This is a genomic window from Nocardia sp. Marseille-Q1738 (assembly GCF_965283145.1).
Map to the genome: position 1 here is coordinate 39,048 of NZ_CBDIMS010000002.1, position 24,314 is coordinate 63,361.

The following is a 24,314-nucleotide window of genomic DNA, read 5'->3' on the forward strand; positions in this document are numbered from 1 at the left end:
TCAAACTGGTTGGAGCATCACGGAATTCGTGATCCGCGCCGGAAACGGGACCTTACCGACCTCCACGAGGCCGCACAATTATCAGCACGCCCACCAGAGGTGCGCACTAATTTGACCGTGAGTGGGTTCAGGCGGTATGGGTGGACTCGCCGTTTTGGATGCCAACAATGAGAGCACCCACTCGTCAGGTGTGGAAATCAGCGCGGGACTGGTCGGGTTCTTCGAGACTCTGGCCCAACGACCTGGACAGCGACCGTGTCGAGGGTTCCTGGTGGTTGACGCGGATCGGCGTGTGCAGTCGATACCGTGCGGGGCGCTCGTCACCTGCTCGCGACGCGTGCGAGTTCCTCGGGGTAGCGAGCGCCGGCGACGGCTTCGGCCGGAGCAGCAGCCTCGATGCGGATCAGATCCTCGTCGCTCAACTCGATGTCGGCGGCGGCGACGTTCTCCTCCAGGTAGGCGCGGCGTTTGGTGCCCGGAATCGGGACCACGTCGGCGCCGCGGTTGTGCACCCATGCCAACGCCAATTGTCCTGCGGTGACGCCTTTTTCGTCGGCCAGGCTGCGGAGCGCGGCGACGATGGCGAGATTGCGGTCGAGGTTGCCGTCGGCGAAGCGCGGCAGTCGGTGACGCATGTCGTCGGCGGGCAGATCGGCGGTGGAGGTGATGGCGCCGGTGAGGAAGCCACGGCCCAGCGGCGCGAACGGCACGATGCCGATGCCCAGCTCGCGGCAGGTCGGCAGGACCTCGGCTTCGATGTCGCGGGTCCACAGTGACCATTCGCTCTGCAGCGCGGTCACCGGATGCACGGCGTGGGCGCGGCGGATGGTCTCTGCCGACGCCTCGGAGATGCCGAGGTAGCGCACCTTGCCGGCGGCCACCAGCTCCGCCAGTGCACCCCAGGTCTCCTCGATCGGCACGCCGGGGTCGACGCGATGCTGGTAGTACAGGTCGATGTGGTCGACGCCGAGCCGGGCCAGCGACGCGTCGCAGGACTCCTTGACGTAGGCCGCGTCGCCCCGCGCGCCCATACTCCCGCCCTCGCCCCACACGATCCCGAACTTGGTGGCCAGCACCACCTGGTCGCGGCGGTCGGCGATGGCGCGGCCGACGAGCCGCTCATTGGTCTCGGGGCCGTAGACGTTCGCCGTGTCCAGCAGCGTGACACCCAGATCGAGGGCGCGGTGGATGGTAGCGACGGACTCGTCGTCATTTCCGCGCACGCCGTATGCCTGGCTCATTCCCATGCAGCCGAGCCCCTGCGCGCCGACGGTCAACTCGCCGAGTTTCCTGGTCGCGATCATGCGGGAAGTCCTCCTTGGTGACGCCGAAATTCGATGGTGAGCCGCGCTCACGATCTGCGACGCTACGACTTGGAGCACACTCCAAGTCAAGTCGATCCGTCAACCGAGGGACCAGCCCGAAGCCCCCGGAAGCCGGACTACCGGCCGATCTCCGCGGGAGGGGGCGGGACTCGGACTGTGCAGTGTGGGCCGGTGTGTCCGACCATGGACCATATTTGAGGAAGTATAGTCCGTGTAAATATACTTCCTCAAATATGGAGATGGTTTCGTGGTCGCCAAGCCGGTAGACATGTTCGACCGTGATCGCGAGTGGCGCGCGCTCACCGGTTTCGTCACCAGTGGACAGCCGCATGCCACTCTTGGTGTGGTGTCCGGCCGAAGGCGGCAGGGCAAGACGTTTCTGCTGGAGGCGTTGTGCGAGGCCACGGGCGGGTTCTACTTCGCGGCCGACCAGGCCACCGAGGCCGAGTCGTTGCGGTATCTCGCCTCGGCGGTCGCCGCGTTCACCGGTTCACCGCTGCCGGTCCGGTTCGATGACTGGCGCCAAGCGATCGACACGCTGCTCGCGGTGACCGTCGAACGAGAGCTTCCGGTGGTGATCGACGAGTTCCCGTACCTGGCCAAGGCCAGCCCCTCGCTGCCGTCGATCATCCAGGCGGCCCTGGCGCCTCGCCGAGCCGAACGGCTCCGCTCACGGGCCAGGCTGCTTCTGTGCGGTTCCGCGATGTCATTCATGGGGTCGTTGCTGTCCGGCGGCGCTCCCTTGCGCGGCCGCGCCGGCTTGGAACTGATCGTGCCCACGCTCGATTACCGGCTGGCGGCCGATTTCTGGGGAATCCATGATTCTCGCCTGGCAATCCAGGTCCATGCGATCGTCGGCGGAACACCGGCTTACCGACGCGAGTTCGTCGAGGGCGACACACCGAACGATCTCGATGACTTCGACAACTGGGTGGTGCGGACCGTGCTCAACCCGGCCAGCCCCCTTTTCCGTGAAGCCCGGTATCTGCTGAGCGAGGAACCCGGGTTACGCGATCCCGGTCTGTATCACTCGGTGCTGGCCGCAGTCGCACACGGGAACGCGACCAGCGGCGGCATCGCCTCCTACGTCGGGCGCAAGGCCAGTGACATCACCCATCCGCTGGCCGTGCTCGAAGACTGCGGTCTGCTGCGCCGGGAACACGACATGTTGCGCGGAAACCGCATGATCTACCGCATCAGCGAGCCGCTGGTCACCTTCTACCAAGCGATCCTGCGGCCCGACTGGGCCGAGTGGGAGCGGGCCCGTAATACCGGACGTCAGTGGCAGCGACGCCGACATCGGTTCGAAAGCAATGTGCTGGGACCACATTTCGAGGAAATCTGCCGGAACTGGGTCGCCGTCTATGCCAGCGACGAGGTATTCGGCGGCCATATCACGCGGGTCGGCAGCGGAATGGTCAACGATCCTGGGGCGCGCACAACCCACGACATCGACATCGCGGTCTTCGGCGAACTCTCCGACGGCAGCGAAGCCCTCCTGTCGATCGGCGAAGTCAAGTGGAACGACACGATGGGCATGGGTCATCTCGACCGACTCCGCCGAATCAAAGATCTTCTCTCATCGCGATTCGACACCAGCCATACCCGGTTGGCGTGCTACAGCGCAGCAGGATTCATGCCGGCCCTGCACGAGGCGGCCGCCGTCGGCGAAACGGTTCTGATCGGCCTCGACGACCTATACCACAGCTGAGTGGTTACCGCGGATTCGCCTCGGTTCGAGGACATTCGGCTGTCGCCGGTTATGTGAAGTACAGCCACCGGGTTGCCGACACTCGGTAAAGTGCCTCCCTGATTCGATTTCGACGTTAGGGAAGCAATATGGCGGTCCGTTTCCGACCTGTACGGAAGTTCGTCGTACCTAGGGTCATTCGGTACCGCCGCAGCGCATCCCGGGATCATTTGCCAGGCCGGCGACTGCTCGCGGTGATCGGGATTGCCTGTGCCGCATTCGCCATGACAGTGGTTGCGTCACACGTCGCCACGGCGCAGGCGCAGATCGATCACATCGTCAAGCGCACCGACCGGTGGTTGCAGGTCTTCGTGCAGTCGCCGGCGATGCGGCGGATCGTGCAGGTGGACGTGCTGTTGCCTGCGGATGCCGCGACGCCGCATCCGACGTTGTATCTGCTGGACGGCAACGGCGCCGACGCGTCCGCGGGGCAGAGCACCTGGACCATGAAAACCGACGCGGTCCGGTTCTTCGCCGACAAACCCGTCACGGTGGTGCTGCCGGTGGGCGGTGGCGGCACCTTCTACACGAACTGGCTGCGCGACGATCCCGGCTTGGGGCACAACCAATGGGAAACCTTTCTCACCCAAGAGCTTCCGCCCCTGATCGACACTCAGTTTCACGGCAACGGCGTCAATGCGGTGGCGGGAGTGTCGATGGGCGGTCAGGCGGCGTTGGCGCTCGCATTTCGTAATCCGGCGCTGTACCGATCCGTGGCCGCCTACAGCGGCTGCCTGTTCACCAGCAACATCGGCCAGGGGTATGTCCGTGGCGCGGTCGCGGAGCGTGGTGGGAACGCGGACAACATGTGGGGGAAGGCGACTGATCCAGAGTGGCCCGCGCACGACGTGAGCCTGCACACCGACGGATTGCGGGGCAAGCCGGTGTTCGTATCGACCTCCACCGGTGTGCCCGGACCGGCCGACGGTAATTTCGACCCGAGTTTCACCTGGCCCACGACGCTGGCCGCGGCCATCGCCCTCGAACAGGGTGCCAACGACTGCACCGTGGCATTCGACGCCGAACTGCGCGTCAAGAACGTCCCGGCCACGGTGAAGTATTACCCGATCGGCACGCACTCCTGGCCGTATTGGCAAGCACCGCTGCATGATTCATGGCCGGTGCTCGCCCGCGGTCTCGCCGTGGGGTGAGATCGGCGATTGCCGCGCAGCTTCGATTTCGCGCGGCGGGGCGGGCAGCCATGATCGCTACTCAGTCGGCGGTCTGGCCGCGCGTTGGTTCGCGACCTGCTCACGCTCGTTTTCGGGCCCAACTCCAGTTGAATTCGCCCAATGCGAGGCGTCCGCGGCCCGGGTGTCCACTCGGCCGAGTGGGGACGGCAATTATCGCGAGTTCGCCTTGGTAGCAAGCGAATACGGGTGTCATGAGGCGCGTGTATGCCCCGTCACATCCTGCTGAAGTTGCCGGTTTGGTGGTGCTAGTTTAAACGGAGGTTAAAGCTCCACTTAATTCAGGGTAACGGCCTGGTTCAACGGGGAAGGAGGCCGCGCGATGGTTGCCGTGGGTCTCGGTGGACCCGGTGTCGGATTAGAGTTCGCGCCGGGCGGGATCGTCGAACGGATTCGGGCGGCCGTGCGCGGTCGCGGTGGGGAGGCGATCGGGCAGCTCGGGTTGATCACGGTGCTCTACCTCGGTTATCGCGCCGGTCGACTGGTCACCGCTGACGACACCGGTCGCGCGATGGCGAACGCGCACAGTGTGCTCGGGTTCGAGGAGCGGCTCGGTTTCCTGGAGGAGCGTGCGGTCCAGGGGTTGTTTCTGGACCGTGACTTCCTCGCCGTCCCGGCCAATTTCTATTACGCGAGTGCGCATTTCACCGTCGCGGTCGGTGTCTTGCTATGGCTGTGGGTGTTTCGGCCGGAACACTACCGCTGGACCAGAAACCTCATGGTGGCTTTGACCGGGGCTGCGCTTCTGGTGCATATTCTGGTTCCGCTCGCGCCGCCGCGGATGCTTCCTGATCGTGGCTTCATCGACTTGGCCGCGATGTACGGCCAATCCGTCTACGGCGAAGTCGATTCCGGCGGGCTGTCGAATCAGTTCGCCGCCATGCCGTCGCTGCACGTCGGCTGGGCGCTGCTGCTCGCCGTCGCGATGGTGGCCGCCACCCGCACGCGCTGGCGCTGGTTCGCCCTGGCCCACCCGGCATTGACCTTGCTCGTGGTCGTGGGCACGGCCAACCACTACTGGCTCGACGCCATCATTGCCGTACTGTTGCTGGCCCTGTCGGCAGCACTGCATCCTTTCGTGGTCCCGGCTGCGGCCACGGCATGGGGCGTGATGGGTCCTGCTCCGCGGAAACCCCCCCTGAGCAGCTTATAACCGACCCGTACACGCCCCGCGGCGCTCACTCGGAAAACGCTCCCGGCCGCGTACGATCGCAGAGCCATCCTGTTCGCCAGCCCGGACAAGGAGTTGCCATGGAACCGATCACCATCCTGAACACCTTGCTCAACCTCACCATCCAGGTTTTCTCCCTCCTGGAGGGCTTCACCGACTGACCGACGCGTGGTTGGCGTGTGAACCGATCGGTGAAACCCAGTCGCGCACAGGTGCTATCGCTGCGCGGAGACAGCGTCCGCGAAACCCATCGTGGTGCCTGTCGCGACAACCACGTCCGGCACCGCATCGACGAGCTCATCGGTCCGCACGCCAACCACCTCTACATTCCAGCTCACCGGCGGGACGCAGCGGCGGACTCGGGAATGTCGTCAGGCCTCGGGCAACGCAACTAGTGGTGTGCGGCGTTGGCGTTTGCCCAGGATTGGACATCGCCGCGATCGAGGGCCACGGCCAGCAGGGTGGGGAACTTGTCGGGGGTGCAGGCGAAAGCCGGTATGCCGAGGGCGGCAAGGGCCGCGGCGTTTTCGTGGTCGAAGGCGGGGGCGCCGTCGTCGGACAGGGCGAGCAGCACGACGATCTGTGCGCCGGATTCGCGCATCGCGTGCACCCGGCGCAGCATCTCGTCGCGGATGCCGCCCTCATAGAGGTCGGAGATCAGGACGAACAGGGTGTCGGCGGGGCGGGTGATCAGGGACTGGCAGTAGGCGAGGGCGCGGTTGATGTCGGTGCCGCCGCCGAGTTGCGTGCCGAACAGGACCTCCACCGGGTCGTCGAGCTTGTCGGTGAGGTCGACGATCTCGGTGTCGAAGACGACCAGCGAGGTGCGCAGCGAGCGCATCGTGGCCAGCACCGCACCGAACACCGACGCGTACACGACGCTGGCGGCCATCGAGCCGGACTGATCGATGGCGAGTACCACGTCGCGCCGCACCGCCTGGGCCTTGCGGCCGTAGCCGACCAGGCGTTCCGGCACGACGGTGCGATGCTCGGGCAGATAGGTGGCGAGGTTCTTGCGAATGGTGCGGTCCCAGTCGATGTCTCGCAGTCGGGGCCGGGTGACGCGGGCGGCGCGGTTCAGTGCTCCGGAGACCGCGGCGACGGTCTGCGCCGCGATGCGCTGCTCGATCTCGCGCACCACCTTCTCCACCACCATGCGCGCGGTCGCTTTGGTGGTCTCGGGCATCACCCGGTTCAGGCTCAGCAGGGTGCCGACCAGGTGCACGTCCGGCTCCACCGCTTCGAGCAGCTCCGGCTCCAGCAGCAGCTGGGTGAGGTTGAGCCGCTGCACAGCGTCGCGTTGCATGACCTCGACGACGGTGGAGGGGAAGTAGTTGCGAATGTCGCCGAGCCAGCGGGCCACGCGCGGAGCCGAGCCTTGCAGGCCGCCGGTGCGCTTCCCGGGTGAGGTCTCGTCGTCGGTGTTGTACAGCGCCGACAGCGCCCGGTCCATGGCAGCGTCCGCGCTGGAGCCCAGCCCGCCGAGCCCTTCCTCCGCCGCCGCGCCCAGCACCAAGCGCCAACGCCTGGCTTGTGTTTCGTCGGTCATGCGGTGCCCCCCTTTACCTCTGATATCGGCCGGGGCCATGCGGTCATGCCCCGCTGCTGCCTCCGAGCCCGACCCCGCGCGCTGTGACCTCTGTCGGTATGAGCGTCGAGTCCTCGGTGGTTGCTCGAGCTGCTGTCCCGAGTGCTGACGCTCATACTGTGCCCTCTATCGGCATGAGTGCCATGCCCTCGGTGGGAGCGCAAGCTGCGGCTTCCTGACCTGACGCTCATACCGTCACTCCCAGGATTTCCGCGGCGGTGCGCACCGCGACTGTTGCGCGGTCCAGGTCGATACCCGCGGCCGTGGATGTGACGGCGACGGATCCGCCGTCACGCACCGCCTGGCCGATGGCGCGGCGCTCGCCCGACTCGAACGCGCCGAAGGTGCGGCGTAACAGCGGCAGCGTTTCGACGAATGTGTCGTCGCGGAGTCCCCGCAGCCAGTCGTCGATGAGCCGCAACAGCTCTCGATCGTGGACGAGCAGCAGTCCGCGGCCGCCGAGGAACCCATCGATCCAGGCCGCCTTGGCCGCGGCGGGGTTGCCCACCGACAGGGCGGCGGAGAGCCGGCGCGCGGATTCGGCGTCATCGATGCGGCCCGCGTCGGCGAGCAGCCGGACGGCGCGCCCCACCAAGGCGCCGTGCACGTCGTCGCGTTCGGCGATGCGGCGCAAGGCGTCCAGCCACTCGCCGGTGGCCCAGCTGTCGTCCCTGGTGTGGATGGCGGTGTGTGCCGCGTCGAGCAGCGTGCGCAGCTCGGTGGCGGCGTCGGTGTCCAACCCGGTGACCGCGGCGGACAGGCCCGCGCAGATGCGCACCAGCAGTCCGTCGGCGACGTGGGCCAGCGCCTTGGTGTCGGTGCCGCGTACGTCGCCATAACGCAACGTCCGGATCAGGCCGGGCAGCGCGGCGAGCAGGTGGGTGACATCGTGGTCGAGTGCGGCGGTGGACTCCAGCCGGGCGATCAGTCCGTCGGTGGCGCCGCCGAGGTCGGCGAGCAGCGCCACCTCCAGGGCGGCGGTGAGCTCGCCGACGGTGCGGTCTGCGCGGCCGGCGGTGTCGAGGATCTTCGCCTCCGCGGCGGTGCGGATGGTGGTGCCCCAGCGGGACGCCTCGATGATCGAGATGGCGTACTCGGGGCGCCACTCCAGCGTCCAGGTTTCCCGGAAGGTGCCGGTGCTGCGCACATCGCTCGTGGTGAGCGTGCCCCAGTCGATCTCGAGCACACGCAGCCGGTGCAACAGGCGCGAGCGCGCGACCTCGCGTTCTTTGCGCAGGTCGAGGTCGATGGTGCGGGCCAGCGGCTCCTGCTTCATGCGCAGCGAACGGATCGTGGCGCGCAGGTCCGCCTCCAGCGGCACGGTCGGCGTCTGCTCCGGCACCGCGCCCAGCGCTTCGCCGACGACGAGCTCGCTCACCACCAGCCGCAGCATCGTCTCGTCGCCGCCGCACAGCACCGACCGGGTCGCCTCGGTGACCTCCGACAATCCCGCGAGTGGCCGCCCGCGCAGCGCGGCGAGGGTGTCGGCGAGGCGGACGGATTCGATGACATGCGCGCTGGAGACAGGCAGATCGTGAGCGCGCAACACCCCGGCGACCTTGGTCAGCCACCGGACGATCGGCTGCTCGGTCTCGGTGAACAGGTGGTGGTACCAGCCCGGCGAGGTGACCCCGGCACCGTATCCGGAGGACGTGGACAGCCGCGAGTGCGTCCACGGCACCCAGGTGAGCCGGGCTTTGGTCTTCGGGAGTCCTTTCAGCAGCCGGGCATCCGGCGCGGCCGGACCGAGCGCGCCGGTCAGCGCGGGCGCATGCCACGCGCCGCAGACCACCGCGAGCCGCATCGCGCCGTCCTTGAGCGCCTTGCGCATGGTTTGACGCATATAGGCCTCGCGTCGGAGGGTGTGGGCGTCGAGGGTGATCGGGTCGTGCGGCTGTCGGCGGACGAGCTCGGTGTCGGAAAGTGCCTCCTCGACCGAATCCGGTTCCGGCGCTGCGGCATCCGACGATTCGTCGTGCGTCGGATCGTCATGGGCGGATAGGTCCGGCATGGATGGACCGCGCGTGGGTTCGTCGTGCGGCGACTCGGCGTTCGCCGGTTCGGCGAGGGGCCTTGGCCCGGACTCTCCATCGCGCCCACTGCGCTCGGCTGACTCCCGCAGCGCGTCCATCGCCTCGGTGATCGGTTCGAACGCGTCGGCGTCGGGGACGGATTCGACGACCGCGTCCCACCAGCGTTCGGCGTCGTCGTAGCCGCCTGCCTCGGCGAGGGCGGCGAGTGGATCGAATCGGTCGCCAGGTTCGTCCTCAACCGCGAGCACGATAGTGGCCGGTAGATCGCAGAATCGGACGGGCACATCGTTGTCCACGGCGTAACGCAGCGCCTGCCATTCGGGGGAGAACACCGCGTACGGCCAGAACGCGGCTTTGGCCGGGGCGTCGGGCACGTATGCCAGCAAGGCGACCGGAGGTGTCATACCGTCGGCGGCGACGTAACCGACCAGCGGATCGGCGTCGGCGGGTCCCTCGATGAGAATCATGTCGGGTCGAAACGCCTCCAGGGCCAGGCGCAGCGAACGCGCCGACCCGGGGCCGTGGTGCCGGATGCCGAAAACCTTGGTCACCGGCGTGGCTTCGGGATTCACCCGGTGACCTCACGGCAAGCGCGGTAGAAATCCGACCAGTCCGGCCGCTCGCGGACCACGGCCTCCAGGTACTCGGTCCACACCACCGCGTCGGCGACCGGGTCCTTGATCACAGACCCGAGCACCGCGCCCGCGATATCGGCGGCGCGCAGCACACCGTCGCCGAAATGCGCCGACAGCGCGATACCGTTGGTGATCACCGAGATCGCCTCCGCGGTGGACAGCGTTCCCGACGGGGACTTGAGTTTGGTCCGGCCGTCGGCGGTGCTACCCGAGCGCAGTTCGCGGAAGACCCGCACCACGCGCCGTACTTCCTCGGCCGCCGCGGGCACGGTGGGCAGTTCCAGAGCGGAGCCGAGCTGCTCGACCCGCCTGCTGACGATGGCGACCTCCTCGTCCTCGCTCGCGGGCAGCGGCAGCACCACCGTGTTGAACCGGCGGCGCAACGCCGAGGACAGTTCGTTCACGCCGCGGTCGCGGTCGTTGGCGGTGGCGATCACGTTGAAGCCCTTGGCCGCCTGCACCTCCATGCCGAGTTCGGGCACCGGCAGGGTCTTCTCCGAAAGGATGGTGATCAGCGCGTCCTGCACGTCCGACGGGATGCGCGTGAGCTCCTCGATCCGCGCGATGGCGCCGGTGCGCATGGCGGTCAGCACCGGCGACGGCACCAGCGCGCCTTCGCTCGGTCCTTCGGCGAGCAGCCGCGCATAGTTCCAGCCGTACCGGATCGCCTCCTCCGCTGTGCCCGAGGTGCCCTGCACCAGCAGCGTCGACGCACCGCTGATGGCGGCGGAAAGATGTTCCGACACCCAGGTTTTGGCGGTGCCAGGTACGCCGAGCAGCAGCAGCGCCCGGTCGGTCGCCAGCGTCGCGACGGCAACTTCCATGAGCCTGCGCGGGCCGACGTACTTCGGTGTGATCACGGTGCCGTCGTCGAGGGTGCCGCCGAGCAGGTAGGTGACCACCGCCCAGGGCGACAGCCGCCAGGACGGCGGGCGGGGGCGGTCGTCGGCGGCGGCGAGTGCGCGCAGCTCGTCGGCGTACGCCTGTTCGGCGTGCGGGCGCAGCAGATCCGGATTCGGTTCGGTGGTGGTCACTGCAACTCCTCGAGCATCATCGAGCGGTGGTTGAGGTCGTGGGCGAGCTGGTCGAAGGCCCGCTCCCAGGCGGGATCGTCGCATCGGCGCGCGACCGCGGACAGCGTGGCCGCCGCGGCGACCGGCAGGTGGACGGCGGCCGAGGCGAGCAGCGAGCGGTGCGCGTTCGGGGAGACACCGTGCGCGTCCGGGCGCCGTGCCGCCGCCCGCGCCCGCTCGAACAGCAGCAGGACCACATGCTGGGCCAGCGCTTCCGGCCACGGATGCCCCATCGCGGGCAGCAGCGCCTCGATCTCGGAGAGCCACGAGCCGTCCAACCGCACCAGGTGTGCCGTCCGATCCGGCAGCGGCAGCAGCGCGAACAGCTCCCGCCTGCGCAGCATGGCCAGGTCGGTCGGCACGCCCGCGTCGAAAAGCGCTCGCGCCCAGGCCGAATCACGTTGGGCCAGCGCGGCGTCCACCCAGCCGTCGAACACCGGTTGCCGGAACCGGTCCTCGATCGTGGCCCGCACCGCCTGCCCCGGTGTGCCGAGCAGCGCCGCCCAGTGCGGCAGTGGCGTCGCCGCGACCATCTGCCGCAGCCAGGCCGCGGGCACGTCGGGCGCGCCGTTCCAGCGGTAGGCGAATTCGACTGTGCGGTCGGTGATCCCGTCGCGCTGGGTGGCGGCGTCGAGTGTGTCGGGCAGCGCGAGAACCAGATTCGTGTGCAGCATCCGGTGCTCGACGCGAATCCACGCGCTCGCCCTGGCACGCATGCGCTGCGCGAACGCCGATTCCGGCAGCAGCGCGAGCAGTCCGGCCGCGGTGCGGCGCACGTCCGCGCGCCGGTCGTCCACCGCCGTTTCCAGGAGCGGTTCATCCTCTGGCGCGAGGCCATCGGCGAGCACGGCGAGCAGTTCGGCCTTGATCGGACCGGATTCTTTCGGCCACGCCGCCGCGAGCTGTGTCCTGGCGGCGTCCGGGTCGTCGCGTCGTAGCCGTGCGAGCCAGTCGCGCCGTTCGGGCGGCTGCCCGAACCGCCAGATGTCCACGGAAACCGTGGCGGCAGGCCGCCGCACCAGGTCACGCCATTCCGGATGCTGCGCCGCCAGCCAACTGCCGCGCGCGCCCGCCAGGCGCAGCAGAGACTCGCGCAGGGCGGCGTTGATCTTCGCGTGCTCGAGCAGCTGCTCGCACAGCGCGTCCGGGGCCCGATAGTCGTGCGGAGCCGCCGCGTCGAACCATTCGGGAAGGAAAGCCGAGCGCTCCCGCAGCATGCGCGCCAGACGCGTGGCCGCCGGGCGCGGCAGCAGCCGCCGGGCGTCGTCGGCCGCGGGCTCTGGTGCGGTCGCGGTGGCGGGCGCGACCCCGCCGCGGCTGAAAAGGTCTTGGAGAGCGGCGGATTCGAGTAGTCGAAGGGCTGGGTCGCCCGACAATCGATCTGCCGCCCGCGCTATCGGAGGAGCCAGCGCGGCGAGATCCGGCGTCCGGCGCGCGGTGCCGAGCAGGGCCGCGGAGGTCAGGTCGGCGCTCGCCGCGTGCCCGGCTGGGGATCGTGGCACGTCATGTCCGAACATGTCCGCGCGCGCCAAGTCGATCACCTCACCTGTGGCGAATACCGAAATCGGCGCCAGCCCATCGGCGTTCCATTCGCCGAGCACCGTCACGGGATGTCCGCCGGAGACGGCCAGCAGCGTCCACGGGCTCTCGGTGGCGCGGATCGGCAGCGCCGTGCCCTCGGATTCGGTGACGTACCAGCCCTGTTCGGTCCGGGCGGGCACCACGTCGACCAGCAGCATAGGCCAGGAGCGCAGCCACGGATCGGCGCCGAGCGCCGCGGCGTGATCGGCCAGCGCGGCGGCGATGGTGGCGGGTCGCTCGGCGTCGGCGGGCAGCGTGGTGAAGGGTTCGGTGGGGCCGTGCCGTTCGCCCCAGAGCGCCCGCAGGGGCGCCGCGCCCGGATAGAAATGCAGCTCCGCGTCGGCCAGTTGCCCCAGCGCGGGAAGGTCGGCGGGGAAGCTCGGGGAACCGAAGGAATGGTCGACGATCAGCGCCCAACGCCTGGTCACGCGCCCGTACAGCCAGGTGCGCCGGGTGTAGAGGCGCTCCTCCTCGGTGATCCGGAGCCCGAAGACCATCCATCGGTCCCGGACCGGGGGTTCGGTGCGCACCGCCTCGGCCGGGTTCGGATAACCGATGTGGGTGCGGATGCTGGCGCTCAGCGGGGGCGGCACCGCATCGAGCTGCCGGTGCGCGGCGACCAGCAGGTGCATCCGCGCGTATTCGCGCAGCACGATGTCGGGCCAGTCGGTCCTGGTGGCCACCGTGGTCGGCAGCTGCCGCAGCGCCGAGGCGAGGCCGGGGGCTTGCGCGTCGACCATCCTGGCGGCGATGGTCTCGAACGCGCGAAACGAGCGGTCGCTCTGGGCGAGGCCGGTGCGCACCTGATCACCGAGCCAGACGTCGAGTTCCTCCAGCCCAGCGGTCACGCGCACTCTGCGCTGCTCGGCGGTGGCCGGGTTGGGGGTACGGGACCGGTCGGCGGAGGTGACCCGCGCGGCACGGCCGCCGATCCAGGACGCCGCGTAGTCCGCGATCTCCGTGACGGCCGGAACCTCGCCGACGACCCACCGCAGCAACAGCGACAGCGCGTGCTTGCAGGGGAACTTGCGACTCGGACAGGAGCACCGATACGCGGGACCGGACAGATCGACGATCGTCTGATACGGCGTGGCGCCGCTGCCCTGGCATCGCCCCCACAGCGCGTCGCCGTGCTGCCCGCTCTCGCGCCAGCGGCCCGCCAGTTTGCGCGCCGCCGACAGCGAACTCGCGTCCGGCGCCACCGCCGCGACCTGGTCTTCGGTCCACGGCGTTGTCATCGGATGGCTCCAGCTCGGTGGTGGCTCATCGCCTTCCTTCATTCCTCGGTTCACCCGAGTTCTACCGCAGCGCACCGACAGGTGCCGCGGCCGGTGCCGCATCGCGCACGGAACCGCTTGTCTCGGTGCCGGATTCGCCGGTCCGGCAAATGTTGCGCCGGATGATGTGCTCTGGCATCCTGTCCTGTTCGGCTCGACCGAGCCACCCGGACGGGTGTTGACACCATCGAGCTGCCCGCCGGGGTTGGCACGAGGGGTGGACATCGAGGCGCGGCGCAGGCGTTTCGATGACCATATCCATCCCCGCGGGCAGATTCGCATGGACACTGTGGGCGATTCGGACGCGATCGGGTAGCGTTTCGCACAGCTTCGACAAAGGCGCCGCGCACGGGGTCGGAGGACGTGTGGCGGCCTCAATGGTGGAGGGGTTGTACGCATGCGCATGGATCCCGATGCCGTCCAGGCCGGCGGTCCTTCCGATGCGCCGCCCCGGTTGTCGGAGGTGGTGACCAGGCGCCTCGCCGAGGATCCAGCGGTAACGCCGTCGGTCACGCGTACCGTGCTGCGCGCCTTGGGCGCCGCCGAATCAGATGACGCGGCAACGGCGTTCGAGCACTCCGGCATCTTCCTGAGCGCCATTCGCGTCCGCGGCTTCCGCGGTATCGGGCCGGAGACGACACTGCACCTGCCGCCAGGTCCCGGCCTCACCCTCGTCGTCGGTCGCAACGGCAGCGGTAAATCCAGTTTCGCCGAGGCCGCCGAATTGGCTCTGACCGGCGGGAACCGTCGCTGGGACGGCCGGTCGGCGGCGTGGCGGGAAGGGTGGCGCAACCTGCACGACGGCGCCGCGGCCCGCATCGAGCTGGAACTGCTCACGGCGGGCGACGCGCCGCGGCTGACCATCGCCAAAGAATGGGCCGCCGACGCGGACCTGTCCGACGCGCATTGGACCCAGCGGTATCCGCCCGCCCCGCCAACCGAATTCGACACCGACCGGTGGGCGGCGCAACTCGAGCTCTACCGCCCGTTCCTGTCCTACAGCGAACTCGGCGCGCTGGTCGACGGCAAGCCGAGCGACCTGTTCGACGCGCTGCACCAGCTGCTCGGGCTGGACGAACTCACCCTGGCGCAGGAGCGCATCCGGATGCGGCGCCTGGAGCTGGAACGCGCCGTCCGGGATTCCCGCCAGGAGCGACTGGAACTGCTCGACCTGCTCGCCTCGGTGGCCGACGACCGGGCGGTACGGGTGGCCGGTCTGCTGCGACCGGCACAGCCGGATCTCGCCGCTATCGGCCGAGAGGTGCTCGGTTCGGTAGACGACCCGGTGGGGCGGGACGGCCTGCGGGCGATCGTGCGGCTCGCGCTGCCTGCCGACACGGAAGTGGAGGCGGTCGCGGCCCGTCTCGAGACCTGGGGCTCGGCACTCACCGAAGGCACCACCGCCGACGCCGAGGCCGATCTGCGTGTGCTCGAGCTGCTGCGCAAGGCGCGGGAACACCAGGCGGCGAGCGGGACCTGTCCGTGCCCGGTATGCGGCCGGGGCGCGCTCGACGAGGACTGGGCGCGCGACACCGACTCCGCCATTGCGCAGCTCGCCGCCCGTGTCGATGCGCTCACCACCGCTCGCGTCGAACTGGGCAATGCGGTGCGGGCCGCACGGGCGCTGCCGGATCTCGTCCCGGCCGAACTGGATTTCGACCCGCGCAACCCGCCGTCCGTGGACACCACCGCGGTGCGCGAAGCCTGGGCCGACTGGGCCGCGCTGACCACCACCGACTACACCCCGGACCTGCCCGACCGGCTCCGCCGCGCGCACGCCAGGCTGGTCGACGAGCTCGACCTGCTGCAACAGGGCACCCGCAAGGAACTCGACCGCCTGGACGAGGTGTGGACGCCGCTGGTCCCGCGGATCGTGAACTGGTTGGAGGGCGCCCGCGAGGTCGCCGCGCACACGCCCGAACTGCGCACGGTGAAGAAGGCCGAGGACTGGCTGAAGTCTGCGACGGCGGGCCTGCGCGGCGAGCGCATGACGCCGCTGGAGACCACGGCCCGCTGGGTGTGGCGCACACTGCGGCAGCAGAGCAATGTCGAGCTGGGCGCGATCCGCCTGCAAGGCAACGCGGGCACCGCGCGCCGAGTGCTGCTCGACGTGACCGTGGACGAGGTGGACGGCGCCGCGCTGGGTGTGATGAGCCAGGGTGAGCTGCACGCGCTCGGGCTTTCGCTCTTCCTGCCGCGCGCCACGGTGGAGGAGAGCCCGTTCCGTTTCGTCATGATCGATGACCCGGTGCAGGCGATGGATCCGGCCAAGGTGGACGGCTTGGCCCAAGTGCTCGCGACGGTCGCGTGGAGCCGTCAGGTGGTGGTATTCACCCATGACGAGCGCCTCGCCGAGGCGGTGCGGCGGATGCAGCTCGACGCGACCGTGCTCGAGGTGCAGCGCCGCGATCGTTCGGTGGTCGAAGTGCGGGTGTCCAGTGACCCGATCCGCCGGTACCTCGATGACGCCCGCGCGCTGGTGCGCACTCCGCAGCTGCCCGCGGCGATCGCCGACGAACTGGTTGCCACGTGCTGCCGCTCCGCGGTGGAGGCGGCCAGCCTGGCCAGGGCCAGACGCACCCTGCTCGCCGCGGGCATGAACCACGGCGAGGTGGAACGCCACATCGACGCCGCGCACTCCACCAGGGCGAAGGTGGCGCTGGCGGTCTTCGGCGTCGGCAGCAAGGTCGACGATCTGAACAAGAATCTCATCGCGCGGGAAGGACGGTGGGTGGTGGACGCACTGCGCGACGCCACGGCGGGGGCGCACGTGCCGATCGGCCGCGACATGCGCGAGCTGATCGGTGAGACGGAGAAGTTCGTCGCGTGGTTGGCGCGGTGATGCTCATGCTGGAGCCGAGCGCCGGCGAGGCGCAGGGATGAGTGAGCGCAGCGAGCGAACAATGGACGCAGCCGGGCTCCCGCTCGTGCCGGAGCCGAGCGCCAGCGAGGCGGAGGCATGAGCGGGCGGCGTCGCCCGGCTGGCGCGCGCCGCGGCCACGGGGGCGGCGGGCGTGCCTCTCGGCACGGGCCAGGCGGACCCAAGAACGGGGGGCGTCGCAAGCTCGCGAATCATCCATCGGTGGCCGAGCGGCTGCAGACCGTGGATCTGCTGCTCGCCGGATCGGTGACCGACGCGGGCGGGTTGTGGTCGCGGGCGACGGCATGGATTCTGCGGATCGCTCTGGAGCAGGCCGTCGACGAACTGTGGCTGCGGCTGGCGCCCGCACTGATCCGTTGTCCGATGCGGGCGCAGCTGATCGCACTGCGCGCCTTCGCGGGACCGGACGTGGCGGCGCGGGTCGCGGTGCTGTGGGCGGCACTGTCGCGTGCCGCGCACCACCACGACTACGAACTCGCGCCCAGCGTCACCGATCTGCGCCGCTGGCGCGAACAGACCCTCGCGCTCGCCGCGGAGCTGGCGGCCGTCGACGCGCACCGGTGATAGGCGGCTGCCTCGCCTTCGCTCGCCCCGGCGCGGGCTGAGGACGGACTTCGTCCGACTGCGCTGTTTCTGCGGCTGCCTCGGCCTTCGCTCGCCCAGGCGCGGGCTGAGGACGGACTTCGTCCGACTGCGCTGTTTGTGCGGCTGCCTCGGCCTTCGCTCGCCCCGGCGCGGGCTGAGGATGGACTCTGCGGGCTCAGCTCAACCCGTCTTGGTCTCGGTGTCGACCAATTTCTCCGAGTGGACGGTCGTACCCCAGCCGACATGGGCTTCGGCGCGCATGCGGTCGACCATGTGCGGGTAGTGCAGTTCGAACGCCGGTCGCTCGGAGCGGATGCGCGGCAGCTCGTAGAAGTTGTGCCGCGGCGGCGGGCAGGTGGTGGCCCACTCCAGCGAGTTGCCGTAACCCCACGGGTCGTCCACGGTGACCACCTCGCCGTAGCGGAAGCTCCGGAAGACGTTCCACAGGAACGGCAGCAGCGAAGCGCCCAAGATGAACGCGCCGATCGAGGAGACCGTGTTCAGCAGGGTGAAGTCGTCTGTGGGCAAATAGTCGGCGTAGCGGCGCGGCATGCCCTCCGCACCCAGCCAGTGCTGCACCAAGAAGGTGGTGTGGAAGCCGACGAACGTCGTCCAGAAGTGCCACTTGGCCAGACGCTCGTCCATCATTCGCCCGGTCATCTTCGGGAACCAGAAATAGATGCCCGCGAAGGTGGCGAACACGATGGTGCCGAAGAGCACGTAATGGAAGTGCGCCACGACGAAATAGGAATCGGTCACATGGAAGTCCAGCGGCGGGCTGGCCAGGATGACACCGGACAAACCACCGAACAGGAACGTCACCAGGAAGCCGATCGAGAACAGCATCGGCGATTCGAAGGTCAGCTGACCCCGCCACATGGTGCCGATCCAATTGAAGAACTTCACACCGGTCGGCACCGCGATGAGGAAGGTCATGAACGAGAAGAACGGCAGCAACACCGCGCCGGTGGCGTACATGTGGTGCGCCCACACCGCGATCGACAACATCCCGATAGCCAGCGTGGCGTAGACCAAGGTGGTGTAACCGAAGATCGGTTTGCGGCTGAACACCGGGAAGATCTCCGAGACGATGCCGAAGAACGGCAGCGCGATGATGTACACCTCGGGGTGGCCGAAGAACCAGAACAAGTGTTGCCACAACAGCGTTCCGCCGGTGGCCGGATCGTAGATATTGCCACCGAGGCGACGATCGACCGCCAGACCCATCAGCGCGGCGGTCAGCAGCGGGAAGGCGAGCAGCACCAGAATGCTGGTGATGGCGATGTTCCAGGTGAAGATCGGCATCCGGAACATGGTCATGCCCGGTGCACGCAGGCAGATCACGGTCGTCAGCATGTTGACCGCACCCAGAATCGTGCCAAGACCGGAGACGGCCAGGCCCATGATCCACAGATCTCCCCCCACGCCAGGAGAGTGCAACATGTCCGTGAGCGGCGAATACGCCGTCCACCCGAAATCCGCGGCGCCACCCGGAGTGGTGAACCCGGCGGTCGCCATGGTGGCGCCGAACAGATACAACCAATAGCTGAACGCATTCAGCCGGGGGAAGGCGACGTCGGGCGCGCCGATCTGCAGCGGCAGGATGACATTGGCGAAGCCGAACACGATCGGAGTGGCGTAGAACAGCAGCATGATCGTGCCGTGCATGGTGAACAGCTGGTTGTACTGCTCGGTGGAGAGAAACTGCAAGCCGGGCCGCGCCAGCTCACCGCGTATCAACAGCGCCATCAGGCCACCGACCAGGAAGAAACCCATGGACGTGGTCAAGTACATGACGCCGAGCACCTTGGGATCGGTGGTCGTCACCATCTTCCAGATATAGGAGCCCTTCGGGCCCAGCCTGGCCGGATAGGGACGCACCGCCTCCAGTTCGGGCGTTGGTCGGGGCGCTACCTCAGTCAACGATCCTCCTGAAAACGCATCTCAGACTCAGGACCAATTCGACGGCTATACGAAGCAAATCACAGTTCCGGTCGCTATACTCCGTGCCCCGCGAAAAAAGGCGCGCAAATTGTGCGATCGGCTATCTCAGCGCGGTCGGTGAACCATCCACAGTAGGAAATCGATCGGGTTCCGCGATCGAATAGCAGAACTCGCGAACCGTCCGAAACGGACGCGGTCGTGCGATGTGGCTGATCGCCTCCGGGGACCGGAGGTCGGGACACCCGCCGCGCGTGCGTGATGCGAGCGGCGGCAAGATCGTGGGCATGAGCGTCAGATCCGCGGGCAGCCCGTGTAACCACGGATCGCTTGCTTATTCCGGAAGTCGGCAGGCACGAGCGCCGGGTCCGGCGGCACAGCCTGCGTAACGATCGACGATCCGCTCATGCGGAAGGGAGCACGGTATGAGTGGGCCGCGCAAGTGCCCGTGCGGGCGCGGTGAGGCATTCGACGACTGCTGCGGTCCGGTACTGCGGGGCGAGCGCGCCGCCGCGACCGCCGAGGCGCTGATGCGGTCGCGGTACACGGCGTTCGCGCTGGGCGACGCCGACTACCTGCTGCGCTCCTGGCATCCGCGCACTCGTCCGCGGGAACTGGCTCTCGACCCGGCGCAACGCTGGCTCTTTCTGGAGATCACCCGCACCGAGCGCGGCGGCCTGTTCGACGACACCGGCGCCGTGGAGTTCGTCGCTCATTACCGGGACGCGGACGGCCGCGGCGCACTGCACGAGACCAGCAGATTCGCCCGGTCCGGCGGTGCATGGGTCTATCTGGACGGCACACACGACGCTTGACCGGTAGCGTCACCGGGCATGGCACGCGTCGCGATCGAGTACTGCACCCAATGCCGCTGGCTGCTGCGGGCGAGCTGGATGGCGCAGGAATTGCTCAGCACGTTCGCCACCGAACTGGGTGAGGTCGCGCTCATCCCCGGTTCCGGCGGGATCTTCCGGATCACCGTCGACGGCGAACAGATCTGGGAGCGCAAGGCCGACGGCGGGTTCCCCGACATCGCGGTGCTCAAGCAGCGGGTGCGCGACCGAGTGGCACCCGAGCGCGACCTCGGTCACGTCGACCGGCGCGACTGAAACCCGCAGCACCCGCGGGCGGGCCGGAACGAAGCCAGCCGTAGCAGCCGCCGCCGAAGAGGCGCCGCAGTGTGATCGAAGCAGTAGCGGCTCGAGGAGCGTCAGCCGCAACAGCAGCTGCAGCCTGCGGGCTGGGCGTGGGGCCCATTGAACCCGCAGCCCCTGGAAGGGAATCAGCTGCAGCAGCCGCCACCGCAGCAACCGCCGCCTTGCGGGGGCGCCACGGGGCTCGGCGCGGGCGCGTTGCCGCCGCCCCGGCTGACGGTGGCGAACGTGGTCAGGAGCTTGACCGTGTCGTCGTGACCGCTGGGGCAAGCAGCGGGCGCCGACGACTGCGCCATCGGGCGGGTCACCTCGAACGTGTCGCCGCAGCTGCGGCACCGATAGCTGTAACTCGGCATCCACTCATTTTAGGGCCTGCGCCCCCGATGCGTTCGGATCGAACGGCGCTAAACCCTTCGCGCCCTCGCGCGGCTTCCGTATTGTGGCTGGGCGGTGCGGTGATGAAGAGTGGTCTGCGCTCCCTGGGCGAGTAGTCGGCGCAGCGTGGTCGGGGTGTGGCCGAGGTGCTCGCGGACGGTGCGGGTCAGGTGTGCTTGGTCGGCGAAGCCGAGGTGTGCGGCCAGGTCGGCGAGGCTGGTTTCGCCTTGGTTGAGCCGGTCGATGGCCTGGCCGACGCGTACTCGGTTGCGGTAGCGGGTCAGCGACAGGCCCATGTGTTGTGAGAACAACCGGCTCAGCCGGTACGGCGAGACCTTCAGCAGCCCGGCGAGTGAGCGCAGCCCGGCTGCCTCCGGCGCACCGGCGATGATCGCCTCGCGGGCCGCTGCGACCAGCGCCTGGTCGGCGGGACGCGGACGCGGGGTCGGTTGTCCAGCGGCGACCGCGACGAGCCGGAGCAACTCCTCGGTCAGCGCGTAGTCGATGTCGCCACCTGCGGCGGCACGGAGCAGACGGTGGTGTGCCAGCTCGATCCGGGCGTCGACGTACACCGCTCTCGCGCCCGCAGGCCCTTCCCAGAGCCCGGGTGTGACCGTCACCGAGGTGCAGACGTCCCCACCGGCGGGATGCGCGAACCGTTCCTCCTCACCCGGTGCGCCCAGGTAGCCGACTGTGGGGTCCAGATCGGCGTCAACCCCGTCGGCCTGTCGCCGGAATCTGCCGCGCCGCACGAGCACGATGCGGTGGTCATCGCGCGCCTCCGGCTCGGACCATCGGGTGTGGTCGGCGTGGCAAGCCACCGTGGTCACGGCGAATTCCGGTCGGGCGGCGAGGGTCATGGCGGACAGCACACGCGGACCTTACGCCGGGGGTACGACCAAACGGGGTTCCGCCAGCTACCGCGACCTCTGAACGACCCGCAAGGATCTTCAAGACCTGGGGATAGTCCGGAATGAATGCTTGGTGGGCAAGCAACCACACCAGGGAGACACTGACATGACTGTCCACGCGGAACTCGCCGCGATCATCCTCGACTGCGCTTCTCCGAAGATGCTGGCGGAGTTCTACCAGAACATCACCGGATGGAAGATCACCCACGTCGACGACGATTCCGCCTACTTGGGCGAAGGCCCGGTCCAGCTCGCTTTCCAACGAGTCGACGGCTACCGGGGTCCCGGCTGGCCGGATTCCGGCAAGCATGCCCACCTCGACTTCACGGTCGCCGATGTGGAAAGCACGACCGAACACCTGCTCGCGCTCGGTGCGATCAAACCCGGCTTCCAGCCGGGCGAGGGCCGGTGGACGGTCTTCGCCGACCCCGAAGGACACCTGTTCTGCATCGCCGCGGCCTGATCGGGAGGACCCAATGGCATCCATTCACAAAGAATTCGTCGCCGACGCCACACCCGACGAGGTCTGGGACGTACTCAGCGACTTCGGAGCCGTGCACGAACGCCTCGCCCCAGGTTTCGTCACCGGCACACAGCTGAACGCGGACATCCGTACCGTCACCTTCGCCGACGGCACCGTCGTCTGCGAACGGCTCGTCGATCTCGATCCGCTGAGCAGGCGCGTCGCCTACACGAATGTCGGCGGGAGCCTGCACCCCTCCCATCACCACGCCTCGATGCAGGCTCTGCCCGAGAAAGGCGGCAGGACACTGGTCGTCTGGCACACCGACGTCCTCCCCGATGCTCTCGCCGCCCCGATCGCCGAGTTCGTCGAACACGGATCGACGGTCATGTGCCGGGCGCTGATGCTCGGCGGCCGGACGCGCATTGCCACGCCTCACGGAAATGAACCCATTGGAAGGCATCCGGTGTGACTCCCGCTACCGTGACCGATTCGACACTGTGTACCGGCGCAGCAGCCTGAACAGCGGATGAATGCCGCCCGACGCGGCAATGAATCGGCATCGAAATATGGCCGTACTGATCTTCGTCGTACTCTCGAAAAAGAAGTATGAGGAGGTCTGCGATGCGAGCCCAGTTCTCCGAGGCGGTGCCCGGTCCCGACGATCTTGCCGAGCCGATCGCGCGAACGGTGTACGGCGACGTACGCGGCGTGCGCGAGGGCTCCGTTTCGGTGTGGCGCAGCATCCCCTACGCATCCGCGCCCACCGGCCCGGCCAGGTTCGCGCCACCGCAGCCACCGCAGCCGTGGGATGGAGCCCGCGACTGCACCCGCTTCGGCCGGATCGCGCCGCAGTCGATGGGCCCGATGGTGCCCATCGACTCGGGTCTCACGATGGGCGAGGACTGCCTGTGGCTGAATGTCTGGTCGCCGCGGTATACGGGCGGCGACTCGGTGCGCGAGCCGCGCCCGGTGCTGGTCTGGCTGCACGGTGGCGCGTACTGCCTCGGGACTGCCGCGCAGGAGATCTACGACGGGCGCAAGCTGGCCCTGACCGGTGACGTCGTGGTCGTCTCGGTGAACTATCGGCTCGGCGCGCTCGGCTTTCTTGACCTGTCCTCGCTCGGCGACGACTTCGTGCCGAACCTCGGCCTGCACGATCAGATCGCCGCGCTGGAGTGGGTGCGGGAGAACATCGCCGCGTTCGGCGGCGATCCCGGCGACGTCACGCTCTTCGGCGAGTCCTCCGGCGCGGGCTGTGTCACCGCCTTGCTGACCTCGCCGCGCGCCGAGGGCCTGTTCCACCGGGCGATTGCGCAGAGCCCGCCCGCGACCACGGTGTTCGGACCGGAGCGTGGGGCGACGGTGGCGCGGCGATTCCTGGAGTTGATGGAGTTGCCCGCGTCGCGGGCCAAGGAACTGCTGGAGTGCCCGATCGATCGGATCGTGGCGGCGGCGGGCGTCCTGCTCGACGAGATCCCGTTGAAGGAGCCCGGCAGGCTCGCGGCCGCTCCCGTAGTCGACGGGGACCTGTTGCCGGCCTACCCGATCGAGGAGTTCCAGCGCGGGCGTTCGCACCGGGTGCCGTTGATGATCGGCACCAACAAGGATGAGGCGTCGCTGTTCCGCCTGCTGCGCTCGCCGATCATGCCGGTGACCCCGGACGCGGTGAACGCGATGCTGCGCGACGTCGCGGCGAGCCATCCGGGAATGTCACCGGAGCGGGTCGCCGAGATCACGTCGGCCTATCCGGATCTGAACAAGGCCCGCGGGGCGTTGGCCATGTCCACCGACGCGGCATTCCGGATGCCCGCGCACTGGGTGGCCGACGGCCATGCCCAGCACTCGCCGACCTGGATGTACCGCTTCGACTACGCCACCCCGATGTTGCGGGCGGCCCGCGTCGGCGCGGGCCACGCCACCGAATTGCCCTATGTCTTCGGCAATTTCGGCACGATCAACCACGACCCGACTTTCTGGCTCGGCGGCCGCAAGACGGCCATGGACATCTCCGGCCGCATCATGCGCCGCTGGCTGGCCTTCGCCACCTACGGCGTCCCCGCCGCCCTGGACGGCTCCAAACACTGGCCGCCCTACCGCCTCCCGGCCCGCACCACCCTGGTCATCGACACCGCCGACCGAGTCGTCGACGATCCCGACCGCGACCAGCACACCGCCTGGGGCCAGCAAGCAGTCGGCTTCAGCTAGCCCCGCACGACGCGCTCGTCGTGGCTGGCAAGGTGCGCCGAGCCAGGCGCATGACCGATCCCGCCAAGGCCGCCCGCCGCGCCCGCCACGACGCCATCCGCGCGCAGGTCGCCGACGAGGAAACGGAAGCCGCTGAGGCCGAGGCCCCGGAAGAGCTCCACCGCAGCGCGTGA

19 protein-coding genes are annotated in these 24,314 nt (G+C 68.6%); 11 read left to right on the top strand and 8 right to left on the bottom strand.

The window, feature by feature from the left end; genetic code table 11:
* Window positions 1-320: 320 nt before the first annotated feature.
* On the bottom strand, window positions 321-1,304 hold the full coding sequence (locus ACWPXK_RS08545) for an aldo/keto reductase (protein ID WP_454195528.1): 984 nt from the start codon (window positions 1,302-1,304) through the stop codon (window positions 321-323).
* A 268-nt stretch (window positions 1,305-1,572) separates the two neighbouring features.
* Here ACWPXK_RS08545 and ACWPXK_RS08550 point away from each other — a divergent pair, with 268 nt between their 5' ends.
* From ACWPXK_RS08550 to ACWPXK_RS08560, 3 genes are all read left to right on the top strand, one after another.
* A complete protein-coding gene (locus ACWPXK_RS08550) occupies window positions 1,573-3,036 on the top strand; it encodes an AAA family ATPase (protein WP_454195529.1) in 1,464 nt (487 codons plus the stop codon).
* 263 nt (window positions 3,037-3,299) lie between these two features.
* Window positions 3,300-4,226 carry an alpha/beta hydrolase gene (locus tag ACWPXK_RS08555; RefSeq protein WP_454195530.1) on the top strand — a complete coding sequence of 309 codons (927 nt, stop codon included), beginning with the start codon at window positions 3,300-3,302 and terminating at the stop codon, window positions 4,224-4,226.
* Between the two features lie 361 nt (window positions 4,227-4,587).
* Window positions 4,588-5,418 carry a phosphatase PAP2 family protein gene (locus ACWPXK_RS08560; RefSeq protein WP_454195531.1) on the top strand — a complete coding sequence of 277 codons (831 nt, stop codon included), beginning with the start codon at window positions 4,588-4,590 and terminating at the stop codon, window positions 5,416-5,418.
* Between the two features lie 409 nt (window positions 5,419-5,827).
* Here the strand turns inward: ACWPXK_RS08560 and ACWPXK_RS08565 are convergent, their stop codons facing one another.
* From ACWPXK_RS08565 to ACWPXK_RS08580, 4 genes are all read right to left on the bottom strand, one after another.
* Window positions 5,828-6,985 carry a VWA domain-containing protein gene (locus ACWPXK_RS08565; protein ID WP_454195532.1) on the bottom strand — a complete coding sequence of 386 codons (1,158 nt, stop codon included), beginning with the start codon at window positions 6,983-6,985 and terminating at the stop codon, window positions 5,828-5,830.
* A gap of 226 nt (window positions 6,986-7,211) precedes the next feature.
* Window positions 7,212-9,629: a DUF5682 family protein gene (locus ACWPXK_RS08570; RefSeq protein ID WP_454195533.1), complete on the bottom strand. Its 2,418-nt coding sequence runs from the start codon at window positions 9,627-9,629 to the stop codon at window positions 7,212-7,214.
* Complete coding sequence (locus ACWPXK_RS08575; protein WP_454195534.1) at window positions 9,626-10,726, bottom strand: ATP-binding protein; 1,101 nt, start codon at window positions 10,724-10,726, stop codon at window positions 9,626-9,628. The genes ACWPXK_RS08570 and ACWPXK_RS08575 overlap by 4 nt, the downstream gene beginning before the upstream one ends.
* Window positions 10,723-13,584 (bottom strand): DUF5691 domain-containing protein, encoded by a 2,862-nt coding sequence (locus tag ACWPXK_RS08580; protein ID WP_454195535.1) that lies wholly within the window; start codon window positions 13,582-13,584, stop codon window positions 10,723-10,725. Before ACWPXK_RS08580 ends, ACWPXK_RS08575 begins: the two co-directional genes overlap by 4 nt.
* 436 nt (window positions 13,585-14,020) lie before the next feature.
* On the opposite strand from ACWPXK_RS08580, the gene ACWPXK_RS08585 reads away from it, so the two are divergent.
* The gene (locus ACWPXK_RS08585; protein WP_454195536.1) at window positions 14,021-16,465 is read left to right on the top strand and encodes an AAA family ATPase; all 2,445 of its coding nucleotides are present in this window, start codon (window positions 14,021-14,023) and stop codon (window positions 16,463-16,465) included.
* A 240-nt stretch (window positions 16,466-16,705) separates the two neighbouring features.
* On the top strand, window positions 16,706-17,068 hold the full coding sequence (locus tag ACWPXK_RS08590) for a hypothetical protein (protein ID WP_454195537.1): 363 nt from the start codon (window positions 16,706-16,708) through the stop codon (window positions 17,066-17,068).
* Window positions 17,069-17,269: 201 nt separating this feature from the next.
* Here the strand turns inward: ACWPXK_RS08590 and ctaD are convergent, their stop codons facing one another.
* A complete protein-coding gene (ctaD, locus tag ACWPXK_RS08595) occupies window positions 17,270-19,012 on the bottom strand; it encodes an aa3-type cytochrome oxidase subunit I (protein ID WP_454195538.1) in 1,743 nt (580 codons plus the stop codon).
* Between the two features lie 443 nt (window positions 19,013-19,455).
* On the opposite strand from ctaD, the gene ACWPXK_RS08600 reads away from it, so the two are divergent.
* Entirely contained in the window at window positions 19,456-19,845 is a 390-nt protein-coding gene (locus ACWPXK_RS08600; protein WP_454195539.1) for a YchJ family protein, read from the top strand.
* 18 nt (window positions 19,846-19,863) lie between these two features.
* Window positions 19,864-20,139 carry a SelT/SelW/SelH family protein gene (locus ACWPXK_RS08605; protein WP_454195540.1) on the top strand — a complete coding sequence of 92 codons (276 nt, stop codon included), beginning with the start codon at window positions 19,864-19,866 and terminating at the stop codon, window positions 20,137-20,139.
* 173 nt (window positions 20,140-20,312) lie between these two features.
* Here ACWPXK_RS08605 and ACWPXK_RS08610 read toward each other — a convergent pair whose 3' ends face one another.
* Together ACWPXK_RS08610 and ACWPXK_RS08615 are read right to left on the bottom strand one after the other, a co-directional pair.
* A complete protein-coding gene (locus tag ACWPXK_RS08610) occupies window positions 20,313-20,540 on the bottom strand; it encodes an FmdB family zinc ribbon protein (RefSeq protein WP_454195541.1) in 228 nt (75 codons plus the stop codon).
* A 48-nt stretch (window positions 20,541-20,588) separates the two neighbouring features.
* A complete protein-coding gene (locus ACWPXK_RS08615; RefSeq protein WP_454195542.1) occupies window positions 20,589-21,431 on the bottom strand; it encodes a helix-turn-helix domain-containing protein in 843 nt (280 codons plus the stop codon).
* Window positions 21,432-21,576: 145 nt separating this feature from the next.
* On the opposite strand from ACWPXK_RS08615, the gene ACWPXK_RS08620 reads away from it, so the two are divergent.
* From ACWPXK_RS08620 to ACWPXK_RS08635, 4 genes are all read left to right on the top strand, one after another.
* Window positions 21,577-21,933 carry a VOC family protein gene (locus tag ACWPXK_RS08620; RefSeq protein WP_454195543.1) on the top strand — a complete coding sequence of 119 codons (357 nt, stop codon included), beginning with the start codon at window positions 21,577-21,579 and terminating at the stop codon, window positions 21,931-21,933.
* A 13-nt stretch (window positions 21,934-21,946) separates the two neighbouring features.
* Window positions 21,947-22,405, top strand: a complete 459-nt coding sequence (locus tag ACWPXK_RS08625; protein ID WP_454195544.1) for an SRPBCC family protein — start codon at window positions 21,947-21,949, stop codon at window positions 22,403-22,405.
* 152 nt (window positions 22,406-22,557) lie between these two features.
* A complete protein-coding gene (locus ACWPXK_RS08630) occupies window positions 22,558-24,141 on the top strand; it encodes a carboxylesterase/lipase family protein (protein WP_454195545.1) in 1,584 nt (527 codons plus the stop codon).
* Between the two features lie 50 nt (window positions 24,142-24,191).
* On the top strand, window positions 24,192-24,314 hold the full coding sequence (locus ACWPXK_RS08635) for a hypothetical protein (protein WP_454195546.1): 123 nt from the start codon (window positions 24,192-24,194) through the stop codon (window positions 24,312-24,314).

What these genes read in the sequence shown, in the direction of transcription:
- ACWPXK_RS08610 (WP_454195541.1), bottom strand. Translation starts at nt 20,540, where the DNA reads ATGCCGAGTTACAGCTATCGGTGCCGCAGCTGCGGCGACACGTTCGAG.
- ACWPXK_RS08585 (WP_454195536.1), top strand. Translation starts at nt 14,021, where the DNA reads ATGCGCATGGATCCCGATGCCGTCCAGGCCGGCGGTCCTTCCGATGCG.
- ACWPXK_RS08600 (WP_454195539.1), top strand. Translation starts at nt 19,456, where the DNA reads ATGAGTGGGCCGCGCAAGTGCCCGTGCGGGCGCGGTGAGGCATTCGAC.
- ACWPXK_RS08635 (WP_454195546.1), top strand. Translation starts at nt 24,192, where the DNA reads ATGACCGATCCCGCCAAGGCCGCCCGCCGCGCCCGCCACGACGCCATC.
- ACWPXK_RS08625 (WP_454195544.1), top strand. Translation starts at nt 21,947, where the DNA reads ATGGCATCCATTCACAAAGAATTCGTCGCCGACGCCACACCCGACGAG.
- ACWPXK_RS08545 (WP_454195528.1), bottom strand. Translation starts at nt 1,304, where the DNA reads ATGATCGCGACCAGGAAACTCGGCGAGTTGACCGTCGGCGCGCAGGGG.
- ACWPXK_RS08555 (WP_454195530.1), top strand. Translation starts at nt 3,300, where the DNA reads ATGACAGTGGTTGCGTCACACGTCGCCACGGCGCAGGCGCAGATCGAT.
- ACWPXK_RS08620 (WP_454195543.1), top strand. Translation starts at nt 21,577, where the DNA reads ATGACTGTCCACGCGGAACTCGCCGCGATCATCCTCGACTGCGCTTCT.
- ACWPXK_RS08565 (WP_454195532.1), bottom strand. Translation starts at nt 6,985, where the DNA reads ATGACCGACGAAACACAAGCCAGGCGTTGGCGCTTGGTGCTGGGCGCG.
- ACWPXK_RS08605 (WP_454195540.1), top strand. Translation starts at nt 19,864, where the DNA reads ATGGCACGCGTCGCGATCGAGTACTGCACCCAATGCCGCTGGCTGCTG.
- ACWPXK_RS08630 (WP_454195545.1), top strand. Translation starts at nt 22,558, where the DNA reads ATGCGAGCCCAGTTCTCCGAGGCGGTGCCCGGTCCCGACGATCTTGCC.
- ACWPXK_RS08560 (WP_454195531.1), top strand. Translation starts at nt 4,588, where the DNA reads ATGGTTGCCGTGGGTCTCGGTGGACCCGGTGTCGGATTAGAGTTCGCG.
- ACWPXK_RS08580 (WP_454195535.1), bottom strand. Translation starts at nt 13,584, where the DNA reads ATGACAACGCCGTGGACCGAAGACCAGGTCGCGGCGGTGGCGCCGGAC.